Genomic DNA, 19880 nt, shown 5'->3' on the forward strand with positions numbered 1-19880 from the left:
TGTTTTTCAGAGGACATCACCATGAAGAAATGCCTCACATTACTTGCTGCTACCGTACTTTCCGGCATGACATTTGCCTCCTTTGCTGCACAGCCCAACACTAGCCCTGCAACCGGTCAGCTACATGCTTCCGGCACCGTATCCGCTACCGGCGCCTCTAATCTGAGCGACCTGGAAGACAAGCTGGCGGAGAAAGCGAAAGAGCAAGGCGCAAAAGGCTTTGTCGTTAATTCTGCAGGCGGTAAAAATCAGATGTACGGCACCGCAACCATCTATAAGTAACCCCTTCTCAGCCCAACTGCATTCATCCCGAATGCAGTTTTCTGCGCGCTGTTCACTTCATTGCAGTTCAATTTGTAATCAATATGTTGGCATTTTGAATCCAATGTAAATAAATGTATTTATTTTTGAATTAATGAATGCTAAAACGTCGCACTGATTAGTAATGCTTATCAAAATCATTATCAATTACACATTCATTTCCGCGAGGCCTGCAGGGTATAACATCCATAGAGATGTCCCTTCGCGCGAGTGAAACCGTCCACTCAAAAAATAATAAGTCACTCATTAACATGGATAAAAATCGCAACTTGCCGTCCAGTAGCTTTCACTCACTGACTTTTTTTGCCGGTCTGTGCATTGGCCTGTCCCCTATAGCTCAGGCTGTCGCTGCGGACGACCAGGATAAAAAACAAGAAGACACTCTGATCGTTGAAGCGGCCAAACCTTCGCTGTACGCCCCAACACAGTCTGCCGACCCTAAATTCTCCCGTCCGGTGGCGGATACAACCCGCACCATGACGGTGATTTCTGAGCAGGTGATTAAGGATCAAGGCGCAACAAATCTGACCGACGCGCTGAAAAACGTCCCGGGCGTTGGCGCATTTTTCGCCGGTGAGAACGGTAACTCCAGCACCGGTGACGCGGTTTACATGCGTGGTGCGGATACCTCGAACAGTATTTATATCGACGGTATCCGTGATATTGGCAGCGTCACGCGCGACACCTTCAATACCGAACAGGTGGAAGTAATCAAAGGTCCTTCCGGTACCGACTATGGACGTAGCGCACCGACTGGCTCTATCAATATGATCAGCAAGCAGCCACGCACCGACTCAGGAATCGATGCATCGGCCAGCGTCGGTAGCGCCTGGTTCCGCCGTGGTACGCTGGACATTAACCAGGTCATCGGCGAGACCACCGCCGCACGTTTAAACCTGATGGGTGAAAAAACGCATGATGCTGGTCGCGATAATGTTAAGAATGAACGTTACGGTGTGGCCCCCTCTCTCGCTTTTGGCTTAGGGACTGAGAACCGACTGTACCTGAACTATCTGCATGTCACCCAACACAACACACCGGATGGCGGCATCCCTACCATTGGCCTGCCGGGATACTCCGCACCTTCTGCGGGGACTTCTGCACTGAATCATTCAGGCAAAGTGGACACGCATAATTTCTACGGTACCAACTCGGATTATGACGATTCGACAACCGATACCGCGACGATGCGTTTTGAACATGACCTGAACGACAGCACCACTATTCGCAACACCACCCGCTGGTCGCGCATTAAACAGGATTATCTGATGACGGCGGTGATGGGCGGCGCGTCTAACATCACCCAACCCACCAGCAGCGTCGACAGCTGGACCTGGTCACGCCTGGCAAATACCAAGGATGTCAGCAATAAGATCTTGACCAACCAGACCAACCTGACCTCAACGTTCTACACGGGATCCATCGGTCACGACATCAGCACCGGCGTGGAGCTGACGCGCGAAACACAAACCAACTATGGCGTGGCGCCGATCACCCCACCACCGGTGAATATCTATCACCCCGACAGCAATGTGAATATCGGCGGATTGTCTCGTAACGGCGCCAACGCTAACGGGCAAACAGACACCTTCGGTGTATACGCTTTTGATACGCTACAAATTACCCGTGAATTCGAGCTGAACGGTGGTATTCGCCTCGACAATTACCGCACGGAATATGACAGCGCCACCGCTTGTGGCGCTTCCGGTCGCGGCGCAGTCGCGTGCCCGACAGGCGTGGCCAAAGGTTCCCCGGTCACCACTGTAGATACTGCCAAATCAGGCAATCTGGTGAACTGGAAAGCTGGCGCGCTGTATCACCTGACCGATAACGGTAACGTGTACATCAACTATGCCGTTTCTCAGCAACCGCCGGGCGGCAGCAACTTTGCTCTTGCTCAGGGCGGCAGCGGTAACAGTGCGAACCGTACCGATTTCAAACCGCAGAAAGCGAAAACCAGCGAGATCGGCACCAAATGGGAGGTGCTGGATAAGCGCCTGCTGTTAACCGCCGCGATTTTCCGCACAGATATTGAGAATGAAGTTGAGCAGAACGACGACGGTACTTATTCCCAGTACGGAGAGAAACGCGTTGAAGGCTACGAGCTCTCGGTAGCAGGTAACATCACTCCCGCATGGCAGATTATTGGGGGTTACACCCAGCAACGCGCGACCATCCACAGCGGTAAAAACGTTGCTCAAGATGGATCCTCTTCCCTGCCATATACACCGGAACATGCATTCACGCTGTGGAACCAGTATCAGGCTACCGATGATATCTCCGTTGGCGCAGGCGCTCGCTACGTGGGCAGTATGCATCGCGGTTCCGACGGTGCGGTGGGTACGCCATCCTACACTGAAGGTTACTGGGTCGCTGACGCCAAACTGGGCTATCGCGTGAATCGCAATCTCGATTTCCAGCTAAACGTCTATAACCTGTTCGACACCGATTATGTATCCTCCATAAACAAGAGTGGATACCGTTATCATCCGGGCGAACCAAGAACTTTCCTGCTCACCGCCAATATGCATTTCTAATCCATCGCGTGGGGCGTAAGCCCCACTTTCAGGAGAAACACTGATGATGTACCACATTCCCGGCGTTCTGTCGGCGCAGGATGTAGCCTGGTTTCGCGAACAACTGGACGCTGCCGACTGGGTTGATGGCCGCGCAACCACCGGCGCTCAGGGGGCGCAGGTTAAAAACAACCAGCAGGTGAATACGCAAAGTGAACGCTACGGCGTTTTACAACAGGCGGTACAGACTGCGATAAATAACAGCGCGCTTTTCTTCGCCGCAGCACTACCGAAAACGCTCTCCACACCGCTGTTTAATCGCTACCAGGACAACGAGACCTACGGTTTTCACGTTGACGGTGCGGTGCGTAGCCATCCGCAAAACGGCTGGATGCGCACGGACCTTTCCGCAACTTTATTCCTGAGTAACCCGAATGATTATGAAGGGGGAGAACTGCTGGTCAACGATACTTACGGCCAGCATGCGGTGAAGCTTCCGGCAGGCGATCTGGTGCTTTACCCTTCCAGCAGCCTACATTGCGTCACGCCAGTGACCCATGGCGTTCGTGTGGCGTCTTTTATGTGGATACAGTCGATGGTCCGTGACGACAAAAATCGCGCCATGCTTTTTGAACTGGATAAAAACATTCAATCCCTGAAGGCTCGCCATGGGGAGAGCAGCGAGATCCTGTCATTACTCAATCTCTACCATAACCTGCTGCGTGAATGGTCTGAAATCTGATACTGCTGGCGCGTGGTCGTTTTTCAGCCATCACCTTCGCTATACTTAGTCTGTAGACATCAGCAGGAGGTACACATGGCATCCGGATGGGCAAATGACGACGCGGTTAACGAACAGATCAACAATACTATTGAAGATGCTGTTGCCCGCGCTCGCGGTGAGTTACCGACGGGGGAAAGTCTGTATGAATGCGAAGAATGCGGCAATCCTATCCCTCAGGCCAGACGTGAGGCCGTGCCAGGGGTACGCTTATGCATCACCTGCCAACAGGATAAAGATTCACATAACTCAGCATTTTCAGGATATAATCGCAGGGGTTCGAAAGACAGCCAGCTACGTTGACTTATCTTTACCAAAAGTTTCAGCGCATACGATTTCCTTTACGAGCATGCTTTTTTGCACCCTGTGTAGCAAAATGTGCCGTTGTCGCCTTCTCTGTAAAGCGCAATGACAAGAACTGTAAATCCCTTACTCGAATTTATTAATATTCAATAAGTTATTTGTCATTCAATTTTTTTGATTGATGTCGTCAATTCTATTCGATTTTCTCTCACCAAAAAAAACGTGATACTTATCACATCGACGGAACAACGTCTTCTTAAAGAACACTGACTAACAGAACAACCCTGCGAGAGATTAATCATGAAAAATATCAAATTTGCTGTTGCTGCCATCGCCCTGTCCACCCTGTCATTTGGCGTTTTCGCTGCCGAGCCGGTTTCCTCTACTCAGGCGCAAAACATGAACAAAATTGGTGTGGTATCTGCTGACGGCGCCACTACGCTGGACGGCCTGGAAGCCAAACTGGCTGAGAAAGCGAATGCTGCTGGTGCAACTGGGTACAGCATCACTTCCGCTATCGGCAAAGACAAAATGAGCGGCACCGCGGTTATCTATAAATAACCGAAAGATTACCTGTACGACCCAATGCTCCAACCCTCATTGACCCTGTTTGTTACCCTTTGTTTGCCCGTCCGCCACTGGACGGGCTTTTTTTTGCCTATTGTTTCAGCCGTTGACAGAATTCCTGCAACACGGAGTCTGGCATCCCAATTTGCAGTGCCGCCTCACAAATCGCTTGCCAACTTCCGGCATCCAGCGGAATACCGTGTTCCAGCCGTTCCTCGCGAGTGTTCACCTCCCACTCCCCAGGCAACAGGATCGGGGCATCTTCAGCATGCGGGGACGCTTTCACCCACTCAGCAAATGCCGCGACCTGGTTGTCGCAGTCCGGCGCGCCGAACAGTTGTGGATTCATAATGATGGTGGTCATACAGTTAATGATGGCGTCCGCGCTGGTCTGCAGGCTCTCTTCATGTGTGGTTTTACCACCAGAAAGCGCACCGCCCATAATTTCGCACATCGCCGCCAGCGCATACCCCTTGTGCTCGGCAAAGGTCAGCAACGACCCCAGCGGAGAAACCTGCATTACCGCAGGATCGGTAGTGGGAACACCCGCCACATCAATCAGGCATCCTGGAGCCACCGGCTCGCCCTTATGCCATGCCACACGTGTTTTGCCAAACGCGATGGCGCTGGTTGCATAGTCCAGCAACAGTGGGAAGGTATTTTTACGTGGAAACACGACGCAGAAAGGATTGGTGCCAAAACGGCTATCGCGCCCATGAAACGGTGCGACCATCGGGATCCCCACCACATTCACAAAGTGTACCGAGACAAAACCTGCCGCCGCACATTGCTCCGCCCAGTAGCCAATACGGCCGATATGGTGCGAATTATGTAATGCCACGGCAGCGATTCCGTACTGACGCGCTTTTTCGATTCCAAGCGTGATTGCCTCGTGCGCTGCCACCTGACCAAACGCACAGTCGCCGTCAAGCGTAATCACCGCCCCCGCATCTTTTACCACTTTGGCATGACGGTTGATCTGCAGATGCCCCTGCGAGAATGAACGAATATAGCTTGGGATCATACCGATGCCATGGGAGTCGTGACCGGCGAGGTTAGAGGCTATCAGATGGTCGGCCACCAGCCGCGCCTCCCGATCATTGCTTCCCATCTGATGAAAAACGGCCTGGATAAAGGCGTGCAGCGTTGGCACATGGAAGCGATGTCCACTGTTCATTGTTATCTCCTGTTGTGTCGCGTGTTTGTTGTGTTTCTTATTTTTCAACAAACTATGCTGCGCCACGGTGCGCTGGAGGTCAATAAACGTGCAGAAATTTCACATTGCCGAACAGAGAGAGCCGACAGGCCAGGCAACAGGCCCGTCGGGATAACAAATGGTTTAGAAACTTTGCTCGACGCGGGCAAGTCCTTCAGCCAGTGAGGCGGACTCACCGGTTGCCACCAGGCAGCAGGCCATCTGGATTTTCAACGATGCCGGAACAGGCTCACTGCCAGCCAGACAACGCTCAATCCAGCGCGCGGTGGTTTCCGGGTCTTTTGCTACCGGTAGGGGTACCGGCTCGTCAGGCATCTCGCTCTGTCGGTCTTGTAGCACTCGCACACCGGATGAATCTATCAGGCTTATCTGCGGGCAGCGCTGCGGGTTGGCATACACTTCGCCCTCGGTACCATGCATCAACAGGCCGCGCCCACCGATATCGCCGAAGAACTTCGCCACGCGCGAAACATATTCCGGGTGGGACACGCTGGAAAGACGCAGCGCGGCATCTTCAGCAAACGGCGTGGCTAATTTAGCCAGCGTGTGCGCACTGTTACGCACCCCCATGCGCCAGCGCATCGCCAGCTGTTTCTCCAGCGGAGGGCACAGCGCGCTCACCGGGATGAACACCGGCTCATGACCATCCAGCTTTGCCTGCGCCTGCCCGGCATGCAGCGTTGGCGTAATCCCCATCAGTTCGAAAATGGTTTCAGTCAGTACGCGGGTTGGATCCTCGCTGACGCCGTGCACCACCACCGGAAAACCGAGTTTATGCAGTAAAATCGCCAGCAGCGGAGTCAAATTCGCCTGCTTGCGCGCACCATTGTAGCTGGGAATGACAATCGGCATGGGTTTGGCTACCGGCGGAGTCAGGCGAATGGTGTGGTTTTGCATCGCTTCGTAAAAACCCAGCATCTCCGCTTCACCTTCGCCCTTGATACGTAGCGCAATCAGTACCCCGCCCATCTCAAGGTCAGGTACGTCGCCATTCATCATATGGGTATACAGTCCGCGAGCAGTATCCTTGTCCAGGTCACGCGCGTGATTTTTTCCTCGCCCAATCTCTTTAATGATTTTGCGGTAATCCATCGATAACTCCTTGCCTGTTGCTCGCATCGTTAACGCCGACGGCGGCGCGTGGGTTTCGCTTTTTCTTTTGGTTTTACTATAACGTCTGGCACAGCAGGTTGCTCTATCGGAAATATGGGTAACGCGTTTAGTAAACGCTTGCCATAGCTTTTGGTCAATAAACGCTTGTCATAAATAACCACTTCTCCCCAGCAGCCATGGCTACGGATGAGTCGCCCAACCTGCTGGATCAAATTGAACGACGCCGCAGGCAGGCTCTGCACCTCGAAGGGGTAGCGGTTCAGACTTTTCAACCACTCGCCCTCAGTGATCACCACCGGGCTGTCGATAGGCGGAAAAGCAATTTTGTGAATATGCACCTGAGTCAGCAGGTCGCCTTTCAAGTCCAGACCTTCAGCAAAAGATTGCAGCCCAACCAGCACACTGCGCTCGCCGTTGGTCACCCGTTTGCGGTGCAACTCCACCAGACGGTAGCGCGGCTGATCGCCCTGCACCAACAACAGCAGGCGCAGATCGGTAACGTGCTCAAGAAAACGCTGCATCGCCCGACCGCTGGCAAAAAGTACCAGCATGCCCTGATGCTTTTTACTCTCCAGCTGTTCACGAAAATAGGCGGCCATTTCCGCGATATGCTGCTCTTCGTTATCAATTAACGGTTCGTAGCGCATTTGCGGAATGACGATTTTGCCCTGTTCAACGTGATTAAACGGTGAATCCAGCGCGACAAACCGGTCCCCTGCTTTTTCTTTCAGACCGCTCATCTCCTGCAAACGCGAGAAGCTGTTGAGCGAGCGCAGCGTTGCGGAAGTGACAATAATATGCGGGACGCTACGCCACAGCAGTCGTTCGAGCTGATCGCTCACACGGATCCCCACGCAGTGGAACCAGACGTGGATCTGCCCGTCACGCACCTCGCGCGTCGCCCATTTACTCACCGGCGCGCCTGACGATTGCGCGAGCGATGCCAGCCGCCACAGTTTGCTTTGCGCCTCAAACATGCCCAGCGCCCGATTCATCTGCAAAATAACCCGATGCAGACGCACGATATCGTGAGTGCCGGTTTTTTCGCTGAGATCGTTGAGGAACAGTTCCGCCAGACCGCGCAGCATTTCTGTTAGCTTTGCCAGACGCTGACAAATCTCCATCACTTCCGTAGGCAATTCGCCCATCGCGAAGCGGTGTTCTGCCTCCTGGGTAGCGGGCATATACAGATTAAGAATGTTATTGAGCGATGAAATCAGCTCATACAGTTCCTCACAGTGACCGTTCAGACGCTCGGCATTTGCCAGTGGCGGCGTGGTCTTCGGGCGAAACTGCTCCAGGCAGGTAGCCACTAATTTGCAAAATAGATCCAACTGAAGTCGATACCAGGGGGCGCTGATTTCTGCGCTCATCTCCAGCGCATCGCGCGCGACATCCGGCAAATGGTGGCCTTCATCAAGTACCAGCAGTAGGTTTTTCGGCTCCGGCAAAACGGCTTCGCTTTCCATGGCCGCCATTACCAGCGCATGATTAGCCACTACCACTTCAGCTTCCTGAATCTCCCGGCGGGCGACAAAAAAAGGGCATTCACGATAGTAGTGACAGTTGCGATTCAGACAGCTGGCTTTATCGGTGCTCAGACGCTGCCAGAGTCCGTCGTCGATAGCGATATCGGTGTGGTCGCGCAGCCCGTCCCACTTGTAGCTGTCGAGATCGCCTTTTAGCCTGGCGCAGCACTTTTGTTCTTCCTGGTTGTTGGGCGTCAGGTCATCGTCGAGAAAAGCCAGCAGATCCTGCTGATTGGGTTCAGTGCTGGCCAGCGCCGCTAAGTTACGCGGGCAGACATAGCGTCCGCGACCAAACGCAGCGGTAAAACGCAGGTCGGGGATAATTTTGCGCAGCAGCGGTAAATCTTTGCTGTAGATCTGGTCCTGCAAAGCGACGTTGGCGGTACTGACCACCAGCGTTTTTTGTTCTTCACGCGCGATGGCAATACCGGGAATCAGATACGACAGGGTTTTCCCCACTCCGGTCGGTGCTTCAATCGCCAGATGCCGCCCTTCTTCCCCGGAGAGCGTTTTCGCGACGTCAGCAATCATCTGCCGCTGCGGCGCACGGGGGATAAAGTCGGGGATCTGTTCCTGAAGCGCCTTGTACCAGGCGGCGATTTGCGCTTTTAGCGCGGCGGTAAGTGCCATGAGAAAACCTGAAATACTGTATAAACAGCCACTATTGTGGCACTTTCTATCCCGTGTCGCAAAAAGAAAAGCCCGACCTTTCGGCCGGGCTCGCAATTACTGCGCTGCAGACGGTTTGCGCGGACGGCGCGGTGGACGAGGTTTATCACCTGCCGGTTTGCCTTCGCCATTACGCGGCTTCGCTTTTGGCGCACCGCCATCCTGACGACGCGGCTGCTGTCCGCGCCCTGCTCCGCCCTGCCCACGACCACCGCCGCCGCCACGCTGCTGACGACCGTTCTGGATCGGCTCAGCTTTAATGGACGGGTCTGGCTCATAGCCTGGCGTTGCAATACGCGGGATCTCTTTTTTCAGCAACTTCTCGATGTCACGCAACAGCTTGTGTTCATCGACGCACACCAGAGACAACGCTTCGCCGGTAGCGGCCGCACGACCGGTACGACCAATGCGGTGCACGTAGTCTTCCGGGACGTTTGGCAGCTCGTAGTTCACCACGTGCGGTAACTCTTCAATGTCCAGACCTCGCGCGGCAATATCGGTCGCTACCAGCACGCGAATATCACCGGATTTAAAATCAGCCAGCGCACGCGTACGCGCACCCTGAGATTTATTACCGTGGATAGCCGCACTGCGGATGCCGTCTTTATTCAGCTGCTCTGCCAGATGGTTCGCGCCATGTTTGGTACGGGTAAACACCAGCACCTGCTGCCAGTTGCCCTGACCAATCATCTGCGACAGTAGTTCGCGTTTACGTTTTTTATCAACGAAATGAACGTGCTGAGTAACCTGCTCTGACGCGGTATTACGACGCGCCACTTCGATTTCCAGCGGGTTGTGCAACAGTTTTTCGGCCAGCGATTTAATGTCATCAGAGAACGTTGCCGAGAACAACAGGTTCTGACGTTTTGCCGGCAGTTTTGCCAGAACGCGACGAATATCGTGAATAAAGCCCATATCCAGCATGCGGTCAGCTTCATCCAGTACCAGGATCTCAACCTGATCCAGTTTCACCGCATTCTGGTGTTCCAGATCGAGCAAACGACCCGGAGTGGCGATCAGCACATCTACGCCGCCACGCAGCTTCATCATCTGCGGGTTAATGCTGACGCCGCCGAAGACCACCAGCGAGCGAATATTCAGATACTTACTGTAATCACGGACGTTTTCGCCAATCTGGGCCGCCAGTTCGCGGGTTGGCGTGAGGATCAGCGCACGAACCGGACGACGGCTTTTACCATGCGGCTGATTGGTGATCAGGTGCTGCAACAGCGGCAGGGTAAAACCTGCCGTTTTCCCCGTACCGGTCTGGGCGCTGGCCATCAGATCGCGGCCTTCCAGCACGGCAGGAATAGCCTGCTGCTGAATAGGGGTAGGTTCACGGTAACCCTGCTCGGCAACGGCACGTAAAATTTCAGGGTTTAAACCAAGGGAATCAAAAGACATAACAACTCCGAACCGCCCTGACCGTTACCGGTGTCGTTTTCAGGGAGATACATACAATAGAGATGACAAAAACCACAATGTCATGAAGGGGCGGAGTGTAGCAGTTTTTGTGATGTGCCGCATAAATTATCCCTTCACTGGAAAATAACGCTCCGGACTGGACAAGGCTGCACATCAGTCATAATCTTAATCAATCGATTGATTAAGATCAGAGTCGTGCCATGAATACACCCACCATGACAACCAAAGGTGAACAGGCGAAGAACCAGCTCATTGCCGCCGCATTGGCGCAATTCGGTGAGTATGGTCTGCACGCCACGACGCGCGATATCGCTGCACAGGCCGGGCAAAACATTGCGGCTATCACCTACTATTTTGGCTCAAAAGAGGATTTATATCTCGCCTGCGCCCAGTGGATTGCGGATTTTATCGGTGCACAGTTTCGCCCGCACGCTGAAGAGGCCGAGCGTTTATTCGCCCAGCCTGAGCCGGACCGTGGCGCGATGCGCGAACTGATCCTGCGCGCCTGCAAAAATATGATCATGCTGTTAACTCAGGACGACACCGTTAACCTGAGCAAATTTATCTCGCGCGAACAGCTTTCCCCCACCGCGGCTTATCAACTGGTGCACGACCAGGTTATCAATCCGCTACATACACATCTGACGCGCCTGATTGCCGCCTATACGGGCGGCGATGCCAATGATACCCAAATGATTCTGCACACCCACGCCATACTCGGCGAGGTGCTGGCTTTTCGTCTGGGGAAAGAAACCATTCTGTTGCGTACAGGCTGGTCACAATTTGATGAGGATAAAACCGCGCTGATTGACCAAACGATCACCTGTCACATCGATCTTATTCTGCAAGGTTTAACGCAAAGGAGTCTGGAGTCATGAAAAAACCTGTCGTTCTCGGGCTGGTTATCGCGGCCCTCGTTGCCGTGATTGCCGGTGGAACGTGGTGGTATCAGAGTCGGCAAGATAACGGCCTGACGCTATACGGCAATGTCGATATCCGTAGCGTCAACCTGAGTTTTCGTGTCGGCGGCAGGCTGGCCTCGCTGGCGGTTGACGAAGGCGATGCGATTACCGCCGGTCAGGTGCTGGGTGAACTGGACCGCGCACCGTATGAAAACGCATTGATGCAGGCAAAAGCCAACGTTGCCGCCGCACAGGCACAATACGATCTGATGCTGGCAGGGTATCGCGAAGAAGAGATCGCGCAAACCGCGGCGGCAGTCAAACAGGCACAGGCCGCCTATGATTACGCACAGAACTTTTACAATCGGCAGGTCGGATTGTGGAAAAGCCGCACCATTTCAGCCAACGATCTGGAAAACGCCCGTTCATCTCGCGATCAGGCGTTAGCTTCGCTGAAATCCGCACAGGATAAACTCACGCAGTATCGCAGCGGTAATCGTGTGCAGGACATCGAGCAGGCAAAAGCCACGCTCGAACAAGCTCAGGCCGAGCTGGCACAGGCAGAGCTGAATTTGCATGACACCACGCTGACCTCGCCGTCTGACGGCACGCTTCTCACCCGTGCAGTTGAACCCGGTAGCATGCTGAACGAAGGGGGCACGGTACTGACGCTGTCGCTCACGCGTCCGGTTTGGGTTCGTGCTTACGTTGACGAACGAAATCTGAGCCAGGCGCAGCCAGGACGTGAGATCCTGCTCTATACCGATGGCCGCCCGGACAAACCGTATCACGGCAAAATCGGCTTCGTTTCTCCTACCGCCGAATTTACCCCGAAAACGGTCGAGACTCCTGACCTGCGTACCGACCTGGTTTATCGCCTGCGAATTGTGGTGACCGACGCGGACGATGCGCTGCGCCAGGGAATGCCGGTAACGATAAAGTTTGGCGATGAGGCACGGCATGAATGACGCCGTCATTACGCTTAAAGGGCTGACGAAAAACTTTGCCGGAATGGAAAAACCGGCCGTCGCCCCGCTCGACTGTACCGTTCATGCAGGCTACGTGACCGGGCTTGTCGGGCCGGACGGCGCGGGCAAAACTACGTTGATGCGAATGCTGGCGGGATTATTAAAACCTGATGCCGGAAGTGCTGAAGTGATTGGTTTTGACCCCATCAAAGACGACAGCGCACTACATGCGGTGCTGGGCTATATGCCGCAGAAATTTGGTCTGTACGAAGATTTAACCGTCATGGAGAACCTCAATCTCTATGCCGACTTACGCAGCGTCACCGGTGAAGCGCGAGAAAAAACCTTTGCCCGACTCCTGGAATTCACCTCGCTGGGACCATTACCGGACGACTGGCTGGCAAGCTTTCTGGCGGCATGAAGCAGAAGCTCGGGCTTGCCTGTACGCTGGTTGGCGAACCCAAAGTGTTGCTGCTGGATGAGCCAGGCGTAGGTGTCGATCCTATTTCCCGTCGCGAACTGTGGCAAATGGTCCACGAGCTGGCCGGGGACGGCATGCTGATCCTCTGGAGTACGTCGTATCTGGATGAAGCAGAGCAATGCCGTGATGTGCTGCTGATGAACGAAGGTGAACTGTTATACCAGGGCGATCCCACCCAGCTTACGCAAACCATGGCAGGTCGCAGCTTCCTGATGAGCAGTCCACAGGAAAACAACCGCCGACTGCTGCAACGCGCGTTAAAACTGCCGCTGGTCAGCGACGGAATGATTCAGGGCAAATCCGTCCGTTTAATCCTGAAAAAAGAGGCTACTGCTCAGCAGATCCAAAACGCTGACGGCATGCCGGAGATAACCATCAACGAAACAGCCCCCCGCTTCGAAGATGCCTTTATCGATTTACTCGGCGGAGCCGGAACATCGGAGTCCCCACTGGGCGCTATCCTGCATACCGTGGAAGGCACGCCTGGCGAAACGGTGATCGAAGCCAAAGCGCTGACCAAGAAATTTGGCGATTTTGCCGCTACCGACCACGTAGACTTTGCCGTGCAGCGCGGCGAGATTTTTGGTCTGTTAGGACCCAACGGCGCTGGCAAATCCACCACCTTTAAAATGATGTGCGGCCTGCTGGTCCCCACTTCCGGCAAAGCGCTGGTGCTGGATATGGACCTGAAAGTTAGCTCCGGTAAAGCGCGTCAGCATCTGGGCTATATGGCGCAGAAATTCTCCCTGTACGGTAACCTGACGGTTGAACAGAATCTGCGCTTTTTCTCCGGCGTCTACGGCCTGCGCGGTCGGGCGCAGAAAGAGAAAATCGATCGTATGAGCGAAGCATTTGGCCTGAAGAGTATCGCTTCCCATGCCACCGATGAACTGCCGCTGGGATTTAAGCAGCGTCTGGCGCTGGCCTGCTCGCTGATGCATGAACCCGACATTCTGTTCCTTGATGAACCCACTTCCGGGGTCGATCCCCTCACCCGGCGTGAGTTCTGGTTGCATATCAACAGTATGGTGGAAAAAGGCGTCACGGTGATGGTGACCACCCACTTTATGGATGAGGCAGAATACTGCGATCGCATCGGGCTGGTGTATCGCGGCAAACTGATAGCCAGCGGTACGCCAGACGACCTGAAGGCTCAGGCTGCCGACAGCGACACGCCGGACCCGACCATGGAACAGGCGTTCATCACGCTAATCAATGACTGGGATAAGGAGCATACGCATGAGTAACTCCGCTCTCTCCTGGCGTCGCGTCCGCGCGCTGTGCGTGAAAGAGACGCGCCAGATCGTCCGCGATCCCAGCAGTTGGCTGATTGCGGTGGTGATCCCGCTGCTGCTGCTGTTTATCTTCGGCTACGGGATCAACCTCGACTCCAGCAAGCTGCGGGTAGGGATTTTGCTCGAACAACAGAGTGAAGAGGCGCTGGATTTTACCCATACCATGACCGGTTCGCCGTATATTGACGCCACTATCAGCGATAATCGTCAGGAACTGATTGAGAAAATGCAGGCCGGGCGCATTCGCGGTCTGGTGGTGATCCCAGTGGATTTTGCCCAGCAAATGGCGCGACCTAACGATGTCGCCCCGATCCAGGTGATCACCGACGGCAGCGAACCGAATACCGCCAACTTTGTGCAGGGTTATGTCGAAGGCATCTGGCAAATCTGGCAGCAACAGCGGGCAGAAGATCGCGGGGAATCGTTCAAACCTTTGATCGACGTGCAAACCCGCTACTGGTTTAACCCGGCGGCCATCAGCCAGCACTTTATTATTCCCGGAGCGGTCACCATCATCATGACGGTCATTGGCGCCATCCTCACCTCATTAGTGGTGGCGCGCGAATGGGAGCGCGGCACCATGGAAGCGCTGCTGTCGACAGAAGTCACCCGCGCCGAACTCCTACTGTGCAAACTGATCCCGTATTACTTTCTGGGCATGCTGGCGATGCTGCTGTGTATGCTGGTGTCGGTGTTTATTCTTGGCGTGCCCTACCGCGGCTCGTTGCTGATCCTGTTTTTCATTACCAGCCTGTTTCTGCTCAGTACACTCGGTATGGGGTTGCTTATTTCCACCATCACCCGCAACCAGTTTAACGCCGCGCAGGTTGCGCTGAACGCCGCCTTTCTGCCCTCGATTATGCTGTCGGGTTTTATCTTCCAGATAGACAGCATGCCCGCGATTATCCGGGCGGTAACCTACATTATTCCGGCGCGTTATTTCGTCAGCACCCTGCAAAGCCTGTTCCTGGCGGGCAATATTCCGGTGGTGCTGATTATCAACGTGCTGTTTTTAATCGCTTCGGCGGTGATGTTTATCGGCCTGACGTGGCTTAAAACCAAACGTCGGCTGGATTAAATTCGTGTATGGAAATTGTAGCCGTAGGCCGGATAAGGCGTTCACGTCGCCATACGGCATTATGCCTGATGCGCTTAGCTTATCAGGCCTACAAACTGGACTGAGAGGACAGGCATGTTTCATCGCTTATGGACATTAATTCGCAAAGAGCTGCAATCGCTATTACGCGAACCGCAGACGCGAGCCATTCTGATTTTACCGGTGCTGATTCAGGTTATCCTGTTCCCGTTCGCGGCAACGCTGGAAGTGACCAACGCCACTATCGCTATCTATAACGAAGACAACGGTAAACATTCGGTTGAGCTTACCCAGCGCTTCGCCCGCGCCAGCGCCTTTACGCATGTTCTTCTGTTGAAAAGTCCGCAGGAGATCCAGCCCACCATCGACACGCAAAAAGCCCTGCTGTTGGTGCGTTTCCCAGCCAATTTTTCGCGTAATCTGGATACCTTCCAGCAGGCTCCCATGCAGATTATCCTCGACGGACGTAACTCCAACAGCGCACAAATTGCCGCGAATTACCTGCAGCAAATCGTTAAGGAGTATCAGCAGGAGCTGATGGACGGCAAGCCGAAACCGAACAACAGCGAGCTGGTAGTGCGTAACTGGTATAACCCGAATCTGGATTACAAATGGTTTGTGGTTCCGTCGCTGATCGCCATGATCACCACCATCGGCGTAATGATCGTCACCTCGCTCTCGGTTGCCCGCGAGCGCGAGCAAGGCACACTGGATCAACTGCTGGTTTCCCCGCTTACCACCTGGCAGATTTTCATCGGCAAAGCGGTGCCTGCGTTAATTGTGGCAACTTTTCAGGCCACCATTGTGCTGGCGATTGGTATCTGGGCTTATCACATTCCGTTTGCCGGTTCATTGGGGCTGTTTTATTTCACGATGGTAATTTACGGGCTGTCGCTGGTCGGCTTTGGTCTGCTGATTTCGTCACTGTGCGCCACCCAGCAGCAGGCGTTTATCGGGGTGTTTGTGTTTATGATGCCGGCGATTTTACTCTCGGGCTATGTCTCACCGGTAGAAAACATGCCGGTCTGGTTGCAGAATCTGACGTGGATAAACCCGATCCGCCATTTTACGGACATCACGAAACAGATTTACCTGAAAGATGCGAGTCTGCAGATTGTCTGGGGAAGCTTGTGGCCGCTATTAGTGATAGCGGCCACGACCGGATCAGCGGCGTATGCGATGTTTAGACGCAAGGTGATGTAGCTTTTTGTCTTTCGCCAGCAGCGAGACCACGGCGGGTCCGGCAAGGATGACCAGCCCCGCCAGTGCCAGCAATACGTTGTTTTGCAGCACGCGTGACAGCAGCCACAGTACGATCATGGCGGCACCGAAATACCACGTCGTGGTCAACTCTTCCAGCACATCAGCCACGTCGCGCCAGCGCTGTTCGTGGTGACGTTGCAATGCAAGCATCAATAAAACGGTAACGCCGTACACGACGCACAATCCCAGGCCGACATGCACCAGTCTGCCGCTCATCCAGCCCATTACCAGCAACGCCACTACCAGTAAATGCAACACTATCTGCCAGCAACTTAGACCCGTTGCGACACGAACACGTTGTTGCCACCTCATGGCTATTCTCCTGAAGGATTTTCGACTAATTGTTAAGAGTACCGGACTTTACGGAAAATTCCGTAACACCGCATCTTTTTGTGACGACGACTACACTATTTTATTTAGGAAGTGACGCCAACGGGAGGTCCATGAGCGGATCGAGAGTTCAATTTTCATTCAATGTGCTCACCATTAATACTCACAAAGGGTTTACCGCCTTCAACCGGCGTTTTATTTTGCCTGAGCTACGGGAAGCCGTCAGAACTGTCGGCGCAGACATTGTGTGTCTGCAGGAAGTCATGGGAGCGCACGAAGCGCATTCGCTGCACATTGAGAACTGGCCGGATACCAGCCACTACGAATTTCTGGCGGACACGATGTGGAGCGACTTCGCCTACGGGCGTAACGCCGTATACCCGCAGGGACATCACGGTAATGCGGTGCTGTCGCGGTATCCCATTGAGCATTATGAAAATCGTGATGTGTCAGTCGGCGCGAGTGAAAAGCGCGGAGTCCTTTACTGCCGCATTGTACCGCCAATGCTCTCCCACCCCATTCATGTGATGTGTGTGCATCTCGGCCTACGTGAAGCTCACCGCCAGGCCCAGCTCTCGATGCTGGCAGACTGGGTTAACGCCCTGCCCAACGCGGAGCCCGTGGTGATTGCTGGAGATTTTAACGACTGGCGGCAAACGGCCAATCGCCCGTTGAAAGCCAAAGCTGGCCTTGACGAGATTTTTACCCGCGCCCACGGTCGCCCGGCGCGAACGTTTCCGGTGCAGTTTCCCCTGCTGCGCCTGGACAGGATCTATGTGAAAAACGCGAATGCCAGTACCCCAACGACGCTTGCGCTGCGTCACTGGCGACATTTGTCCGATCATGCCCCCCTGAGTGCGGAGATTCATTTATGAAATATGGCTGGCGTGAAGGCAATCAAATTCAACTGCTGGAAAACGGCGATCAATTCTATCCCGCCGTCTTTGACGCCATTGAGCAGGCACAGCAAAAAATTATCCTTGAGACTTTTATCTGGTTTGAAGATGCGGTAGGAAAACAGCTGCATGCCGCGTTGCTCGAAGCCGCCCGACGAGGAATCAAAGCAGAGGTGCTGCTGGATGGCTACGGCTCGCCGGATCTGAGCGACAGTTTTGTTGAAGAGCTGACCGTAGCCGGTGTTGTTTTCCGCTACTACGATCCGCGTCCGCGTCTTTTTGGAATGCGCACCAATCTCTTTCGCCGTATGCATCGAAAAATAGTGGTCATTGATGACCGTGTTGCCTTTGTCGGCGGCATCAATTACTCCGCTGAACATATGTCGGATTACGGTCCGGAGGCCAAGCAGGATTACGCCGTGCGCGTTGAAGGTCCAGTCGTTGCTGACATTCTGAACTTTGTACTGGAAAACCTGCCCGGGCAAAGCGCCGTACGACGCTGGTGGCGACGTCATCACCGGGCAATCGACAATCATCGCCCCGGCGAAGCGCAGGCGCTGTTTGTCTGGCGCGATAACGAAGAGCATCGCGATGATATTGAACGCCATTATCTTAAAATGCTGACCCAGGCCCGACGGGAAGTGATCATTGCCAATGCCTATTTCTTTCCCGGTTATCGCCTGCTGCATGCCCTGCGTAAAGCAGCACGACGCGGCGTTCGGGTAAAACTCATTGTGCAGGGTGAACCGGATATGCCGATTGTGAAAGTGGGTGCCCGCCTGCTGTACAACTATCTGGTTAAAGGTGGTGTCCATGTCTACGAATACCGCCGTAAACCTCTGCATGGCAAAGTGGCGCTGATGGACGATCACTGGGCGACGGTGGGCTCCAGCAATCTTGATCCGCTGAGCCTGTCACTGAATCTGGAAGCGAATCTGATTATTCATGACCGCACGTTTAACCAGACCCTGCGCGACAACCTGAACCCTATTATTGCGCAGGACTGCAAGCGGGTAGATGAATCCATGCTGCCAAAACGCACCTGGTGGAACCTGACTAAAAGCGTGTTGGCCTTCCACTTTTTACGCCACTTCCCGGCGCTGGTCGGCTGGCTTCCGGCGCATACCCCGCATCTGGCCGAGGTAGAGCCGCCCGCGCAGCCCGCTCTGGAAACTCAGGACCGTATACAAACTGAGGATGCAGGAGGGAAAACCTGATGGCAAAAAATCACCGACGCTGGCGGTTAGCGAAAAAGATCCTCACATGGTTATTTTTTATTGCGGTGATCGTGTTGCTGGTCGTTTATGCCAGCAAAGTCAACTGGCAGGAAGTGTGGACGGTAATTCGCGATTACAACCGGATCGCCCTGCTCAGCGCCGTGGGGTTGGTGATCGTCAGTTATTTACTTTACGGTTGTTATGATCTGCTCGGGCGCTACTACTGCGGTCACAAACTGGCAAAACGCCAGGTCATGCTGGTGTCGTTTATCTGTTACGCGTTTAACCTGACGTTAAGCACCTGGGTGGGCGGTATTGGAATGCGATATCGGCTCTACTCGCGTCTCGGGTTGCCGGGGGGCACAATAACGCGGATTTTTTCGCTGAGCATTACCACTAACTGGCTGGGCTATATTCTGCTGGGCGGTTTTATATTTACCTTCGGCGTCGTCGAACTGCCCGCTCACTGGTATATCGATGAAGGCACATTGCGCATTTTAGGCATAGCGCTGCTGCTGATTATTGTTGTTTATCTGTGGTTTTGCACCTTCGCTAAACATCGTCACATCACCATCAAGGGCCAAAAGCTGGTGCTCCCCTCCTGGAAATTTGCCCTCGCGCAGATGGCGATATCCGGGACTAACTGGATGGTTATGGGGGCGATTATCTGGTTGTTGCTGGGTCAGAATATTAACTATTTCTTCGTGCTTGGCGTGCTGCTGGTAAGCAGTATTGCCGGGGTTATCGTACATATTCCGGCGGGAATTGGCGTGCTGGAGGCGGTGTTTATGGCGCTGCTGGCAGGAGAGGACACGTCTCAGGGCACGATCATTGCCGCGCTGCTCGCGTATCGCGTGCTGTACTATTTTATTCCGCTACTGCTGGCGCTGGTGTGTTTTTTGCTGCTGGAGAGTCGGGCGAAAAAGCTGCGGGTAAAAAACGAGAAGGCGATGGCGAAATGATGGTGCTTATAGTGCCGGATGCGGCTTAAC

Annotated in this window: 17 protein-coding genes and 1 pseudogene; 13 read left to right on the forward strand and 5 right to left on the reverse strand. The window is 54.0% G+C overall.

Annotation, left to right across the window (positions count from 1 at the left end):
• Positions 1-21 precede the first annotated feature (21 nt).
• The 5 genes from mcbA (at position 22) to ybiJ (ending at position 4482) form a co-directional block, all read left to right on the forward strand.
• Positions 22-282 (forward strand): DUF1471 family periplasmic protein McbA, encoded by a 261-nt coding sequence (gene mcbA / locus ACHHZ7_RS00865; RefSeq protein WP_048235782.1) that lies wholly within the window; start codon positions 22-24, stop codon positions 280-282.
• A 290-nt stretch (positions 283-572) separates the two neighbouring features.
• Entirely contained in the window at positions 573-2858 is a 2286-nt protein-coding gene (locus tag ACHHZ7_RS00870) for a catecholate siderophore receptor Fiu (RefSeq protein WP_060683740.1), read from the forward strand.
• A gap of 43 nt (positions 2859-2901) precedes the next feature.
• Positions 2902-3579, forward strand: coding sequence for a PKHD-type hydroxylase YbiX (gene ybiX / locus ACHHZ7_RS00875; RefSeq protein WP_032942776.1), 678 nt, complete (start codon positions 2902-2904; stop codon positions 3577-3579).
• Positions 3580-3654: 75 nt separating this feature from the next.
• Positions 3655-3921, forward strand: coding sequence for a DksA/TraR family C4-type zinc finger protein (locus ACHHZ7_RS00880; RefSeq protein WP_032942775.1), 267 nt, complete (start codon positions 3655-3657; stop codon positions 3919-3921).
• A 300-nt stretch (positions 3922-4221) separates the two neighbouring features.
• On the forward strand, positions 4222-4482 hold the full coding sequence (ybiJ, locus tag ACHHZ7_RS00885; protein ID WP_003831561.1) for a DUF1471 family protein YbiJ: 261 nt from the start codon (positions 4222-4224) through the stop codon (positions 4480-4482).
• A gap of 97 nt (positions 4483-4579) precedes the next feature.
• Here the strand turns inward: ybiJ and ACHHZ7_RS00890 are convergent, their stop codons facing one another.
• From ACHHZ7_RS00890 to rhlE, 4 genes are all read right to left on the reverse strand, one after another.
• Entirely contained in the window at positions 4580-5665 is a 1086-nt protein-coding gene (locus tag ACHHZ7_RS00890) for a malate/lactate/ureidoglycolate dehydrogenase (protein WP_060682504.1), read from the reverse strand.
• Between the two features lie 162 nt (positions 5666-5827).
• Entirely contained in the window at positions 5828-6796 is a 969-nt protein-coding gene (ybiB, locus tag ACHHZ7_RS00895) for a DNA-binding protein YbiB (protein WP_048226020.1), read from the reverse strand.
• A gap of 29 nt (positions 6797-6825) precedes the next feature.
• Entirely contained in the window at positions 6826-8976 is a 2151-nt protein-coding gene (gene dinG / locus ACHHZ7_RS00900; RefSeq protein WP_192463918.1) for an ATP-dependent DNA helicase DinG, read from the reverse strand.
• A 96-nt stretch (positions 8977-9072) separates the two neighbouring features.
• Entirely contained in the window at positions 9073-10419 is a 1347-nt protein-coding gene (rhlE, locus tag ACHHZ7_RS00905; RefSeq protein ID WP_060682506.1) for an ATP-dependent RNA helicase RhlE, read from the reverse strand.
• Between the two features lie 221 nt (positions 10420-10640).
• Between rhlE and cecR the strand changes: the two genes are divergently transcribed.
• The 5 genes and pseudogenes from cecR (at position 10641) to ACHHZ7_RS00930 (ending at position 16385) form a co-directional block, all read left to right on the forward strand.
• A complete protein-coding gene (cecR, locus tag ACHHZ7_RS00910) occupies positions 10641-11318 on the forward strand; it encodes a transcriptional regulator CecR (protein ID WP_003831550.1) in 678 nt (225 codons plus the stop codon).
• Positions 11315-12310 (forward strand): secretion protein HlyD, encoded by a 996-nt coding sequence (hlyD, locus tag ACHHZ7_RS00915; protein ID WP_008784196.1) that lies wholly within the window; start codon positions 11315-11317, stop codon positions 12308-12310. The genes cecR and hlyD overlap by 4 nt, the downstream gene beginning before the upstream one ends.
• Positions 12303-14038 (forward strand): annotated as a pseudogene (locus ACHHZ7_RS00920) (ATP-binding cassette domain-containing protein). Before hlyD ends, ACHHZ7_RS00920 begins: the two are co-directional and overlap by 8 nt.
• Positions 14031-15164, forward strand: coding sequence for an ABC transporter permease (locus tag ACHHZ7_RS00925; protein WP_060682508.1), 1134 nt, complete (start codon positions 14031-14033; stop codon positions 15162-15164). Before ACHHZ7_RS00920 ends, ACHHZ7_RS00925 begins: the two are co-directional and overlap by 8 nt.
• A 114-nt stretch (positions 15165-15278) precedes the next feature.
• Positions 15279-16385: an ABC transporter permease gene (locus tag ACHHZ7_RS00930; RefSeq protein WP_008784194.1), complete on the forward strand. Its 1107-nt coding sequence runs from the start codon at positions 15279-15281 to the stop codon at positions 16383-16385.
• On the opposite strand, the gene ACHHZ7_RS00935 is transcribed toward ACHHZ7_RS00930, so the two are convergent.
• Entirely contained in the window at positions 16347-16757 is a 411-nt protein-coding gene (locus ACHHZ7_RS00935; RefSeq protein ID WP_003831542.1) for a YbhQ family protein, read from the reverse strand. The two genes, ACHHZ7_RS00930 and ACHHZ7_RS00935, sit on opposite strands and share 39 nt — an antisense overlap.
• A 131-nt stretch (positions 16758-16888) precedes the next feature.
• Between ACHHZ7_RS00935 and ACHHZ7_RS00940 the strand changes: the two genes are divergently transcribed.
• The 3 genes from ACHHZ7_RS00940 to ACHHZ7_RS00950 are packed head-to-tail and all read left to right on the forward strand — an operon-like array spanning position 16889 to position 19850.
• The gene (locus ACHHZ7_RS00940; protein WP_060682509.1) at positions 16889-17650 is read left to right on the forward strand and encodes an endonuclease/exonuclease/phosphatase family protein; all 762 of its coding nucleotides are present in this window, start codon (positions 16889-16891) and stop codon (positions 17648-17650) included.
• Entirely contained in the window at positions 17647-18888 is a 1242-nt protein-coding gene (gene clsB / locus ACHHZ7_RS00945) for a cardiolipin synthase ClsB (RefSeq protein ID WP_032942766.1), read from the forward strand. The genes ACHHZ7_RS00940 and clsB overlap by 4 nt, the downstream gene beginning before the upstream one ends.
• Positions 18888-19850, forward strand: coding sequence for a YbhN family protein (locus ACHHZ7_RS00950; RefSeq protein WP_060682510.1), 963 nt, complete (start codon positions 18888-18890; stop codon positions 19848-19850). Before clsB ends, ACHHZ7_RS00950 begins: the two co-directional genes overlap by 1 nt.
• The last annotated feature ends 30 nt before the right edge of the window (positions 19851-19880 follow it).

The sequence above is a fragment of the Citrobacter freundii complex sp. 2024EL-00216 genome (assembly GCF_043945515.1).
In the GTDB taxonomy this organism is placed as follows: Bacteria; Pseudomonadota; Gammaproteobacteria; order Enterobacterales; family Enterobacteriaceae; genus Citrobacter; species Citrobacter portucalensis.

Excerpts from the sequence above, each read along its gene's own strand:
- hlyD (WP_008784196.1), top strand. The coding sequence starts at position 11,315 with ATGAAAAAACCTGTCGTTCTCGGGCTGGTTATCGCGGCCCTCGTTGCC.
- mcbA (WP_048235782.1), top strand. The coding sequence starts at position 22 with ATGAAGAAATGCCTCACATTACTTGCTGCTACCGTACTTTCCGGCATG.
- ybiB (WP_048226020.1), bottom strand. The coding sequence starts at position 6,796 with ATGGATTACCGCAAAATCATTAAAGAGATTGGGCGAGGAAAAAATCAC.
- dinG (WP_192463918.1), bottom strand. The coding sequence starts at position 8,976 with ATGGCACTTACCGCCGCGCTAAAAGCGCAAATCGCCGCCTGGTACAAG.
- clsB (WP_032942766.1), top strand. The coding sequence starts at position 17,647 with ATGAAATATGGCTGGCGTGAAGGCAATCAAATTCAACTGCTGGAAAAC.
- ACHHZ7_RS00870 (WP_060683740.1), top strand. The coding sequence starts at position 573 with ATGGATAAAAATCGCAACTTGCCGTCCAGTAGCTTTCACTCACTGACT.
- ACHHZ7_RS00890 (WP_060682504.1), bottom strand. The coding sequence starts at position 5,665 with ATGAACAGTGGACATCGCTTCCATGTGCCAACGCTGCACGCCTTTATC.
- cecR (WP_003831550.1), top strand. The coding sequence starts at position 10,641 with ATGAATACACCCACCATGACAACCAAAGGTGAACAGGCGAAGAACCAG.
- ybiJ (WP_003831561.1), top strand. The coding sequence starts at position 4,222 with ATGAAAAATATCAAATTTGCTGTTGCTGCCATCGCCCTGTCCACCCTG.
- ACHHZ7_RS00925 (WP_060682508.1), top strand. The coding sequence starts at position 14,031 with ATGAGTAACTCCGCTCTCTCCTGGCGTCGCGTCCGCGCGCTGTGCGTG.
- ybiX (WP_032942776.1), top strand. The coding sequence starts at position 2,902 with ATGATGTACCACATTCCCGGCGTTCTGTCGGCGCAGGATGTAGCCTGG.
- rhlE (WP_060682506.1), bottom strand. The coding sequence starts at position 10,419 with ATGTCTTTTGATTCCCTTGGTTTAAACCCTGAAATTTTACGTGCCGTT.
- ACHHZ7_RS00880 (WP_032942775.1), top strand. The coding sequence starts at position 3,655 with ATGGCATCCGGATGGGCAAATGACGACGCGGTTAACGAACAGATCAAC.
- ACHHZ7_RS00950 (WP_060682510.1), top strand. The coding sequence starts at position 18,888 with ATGGCAAAAAATCACCGACGCTGGCGGTTAGCGAAAAAGATCCTCACA.
- ACHHZ7_RS00930 (WP_008784194.1), top strand. The coding sequence starts at position 15,279 with ATGTTTCATCGCTTATGGACATTAATTCGCAAAGAGCTGCAATCGCTA.
- ACHHZ7_RS00935 (WP_003831542.1), bottom strand. The coding sequence starts at position 16,757 with ATGAGGTGGCAACAACGTGTTCGTGTCGCAACGGGTCTAAGTTGCTGG.
- ACHHZ7_RS00940 (WP_060682509.1), top strand. The coding sequence starts at position 16,889 with ATGAGCGGATCGAGAGTTCAATTTTCATTCAATGTGCTCACCATTAAT.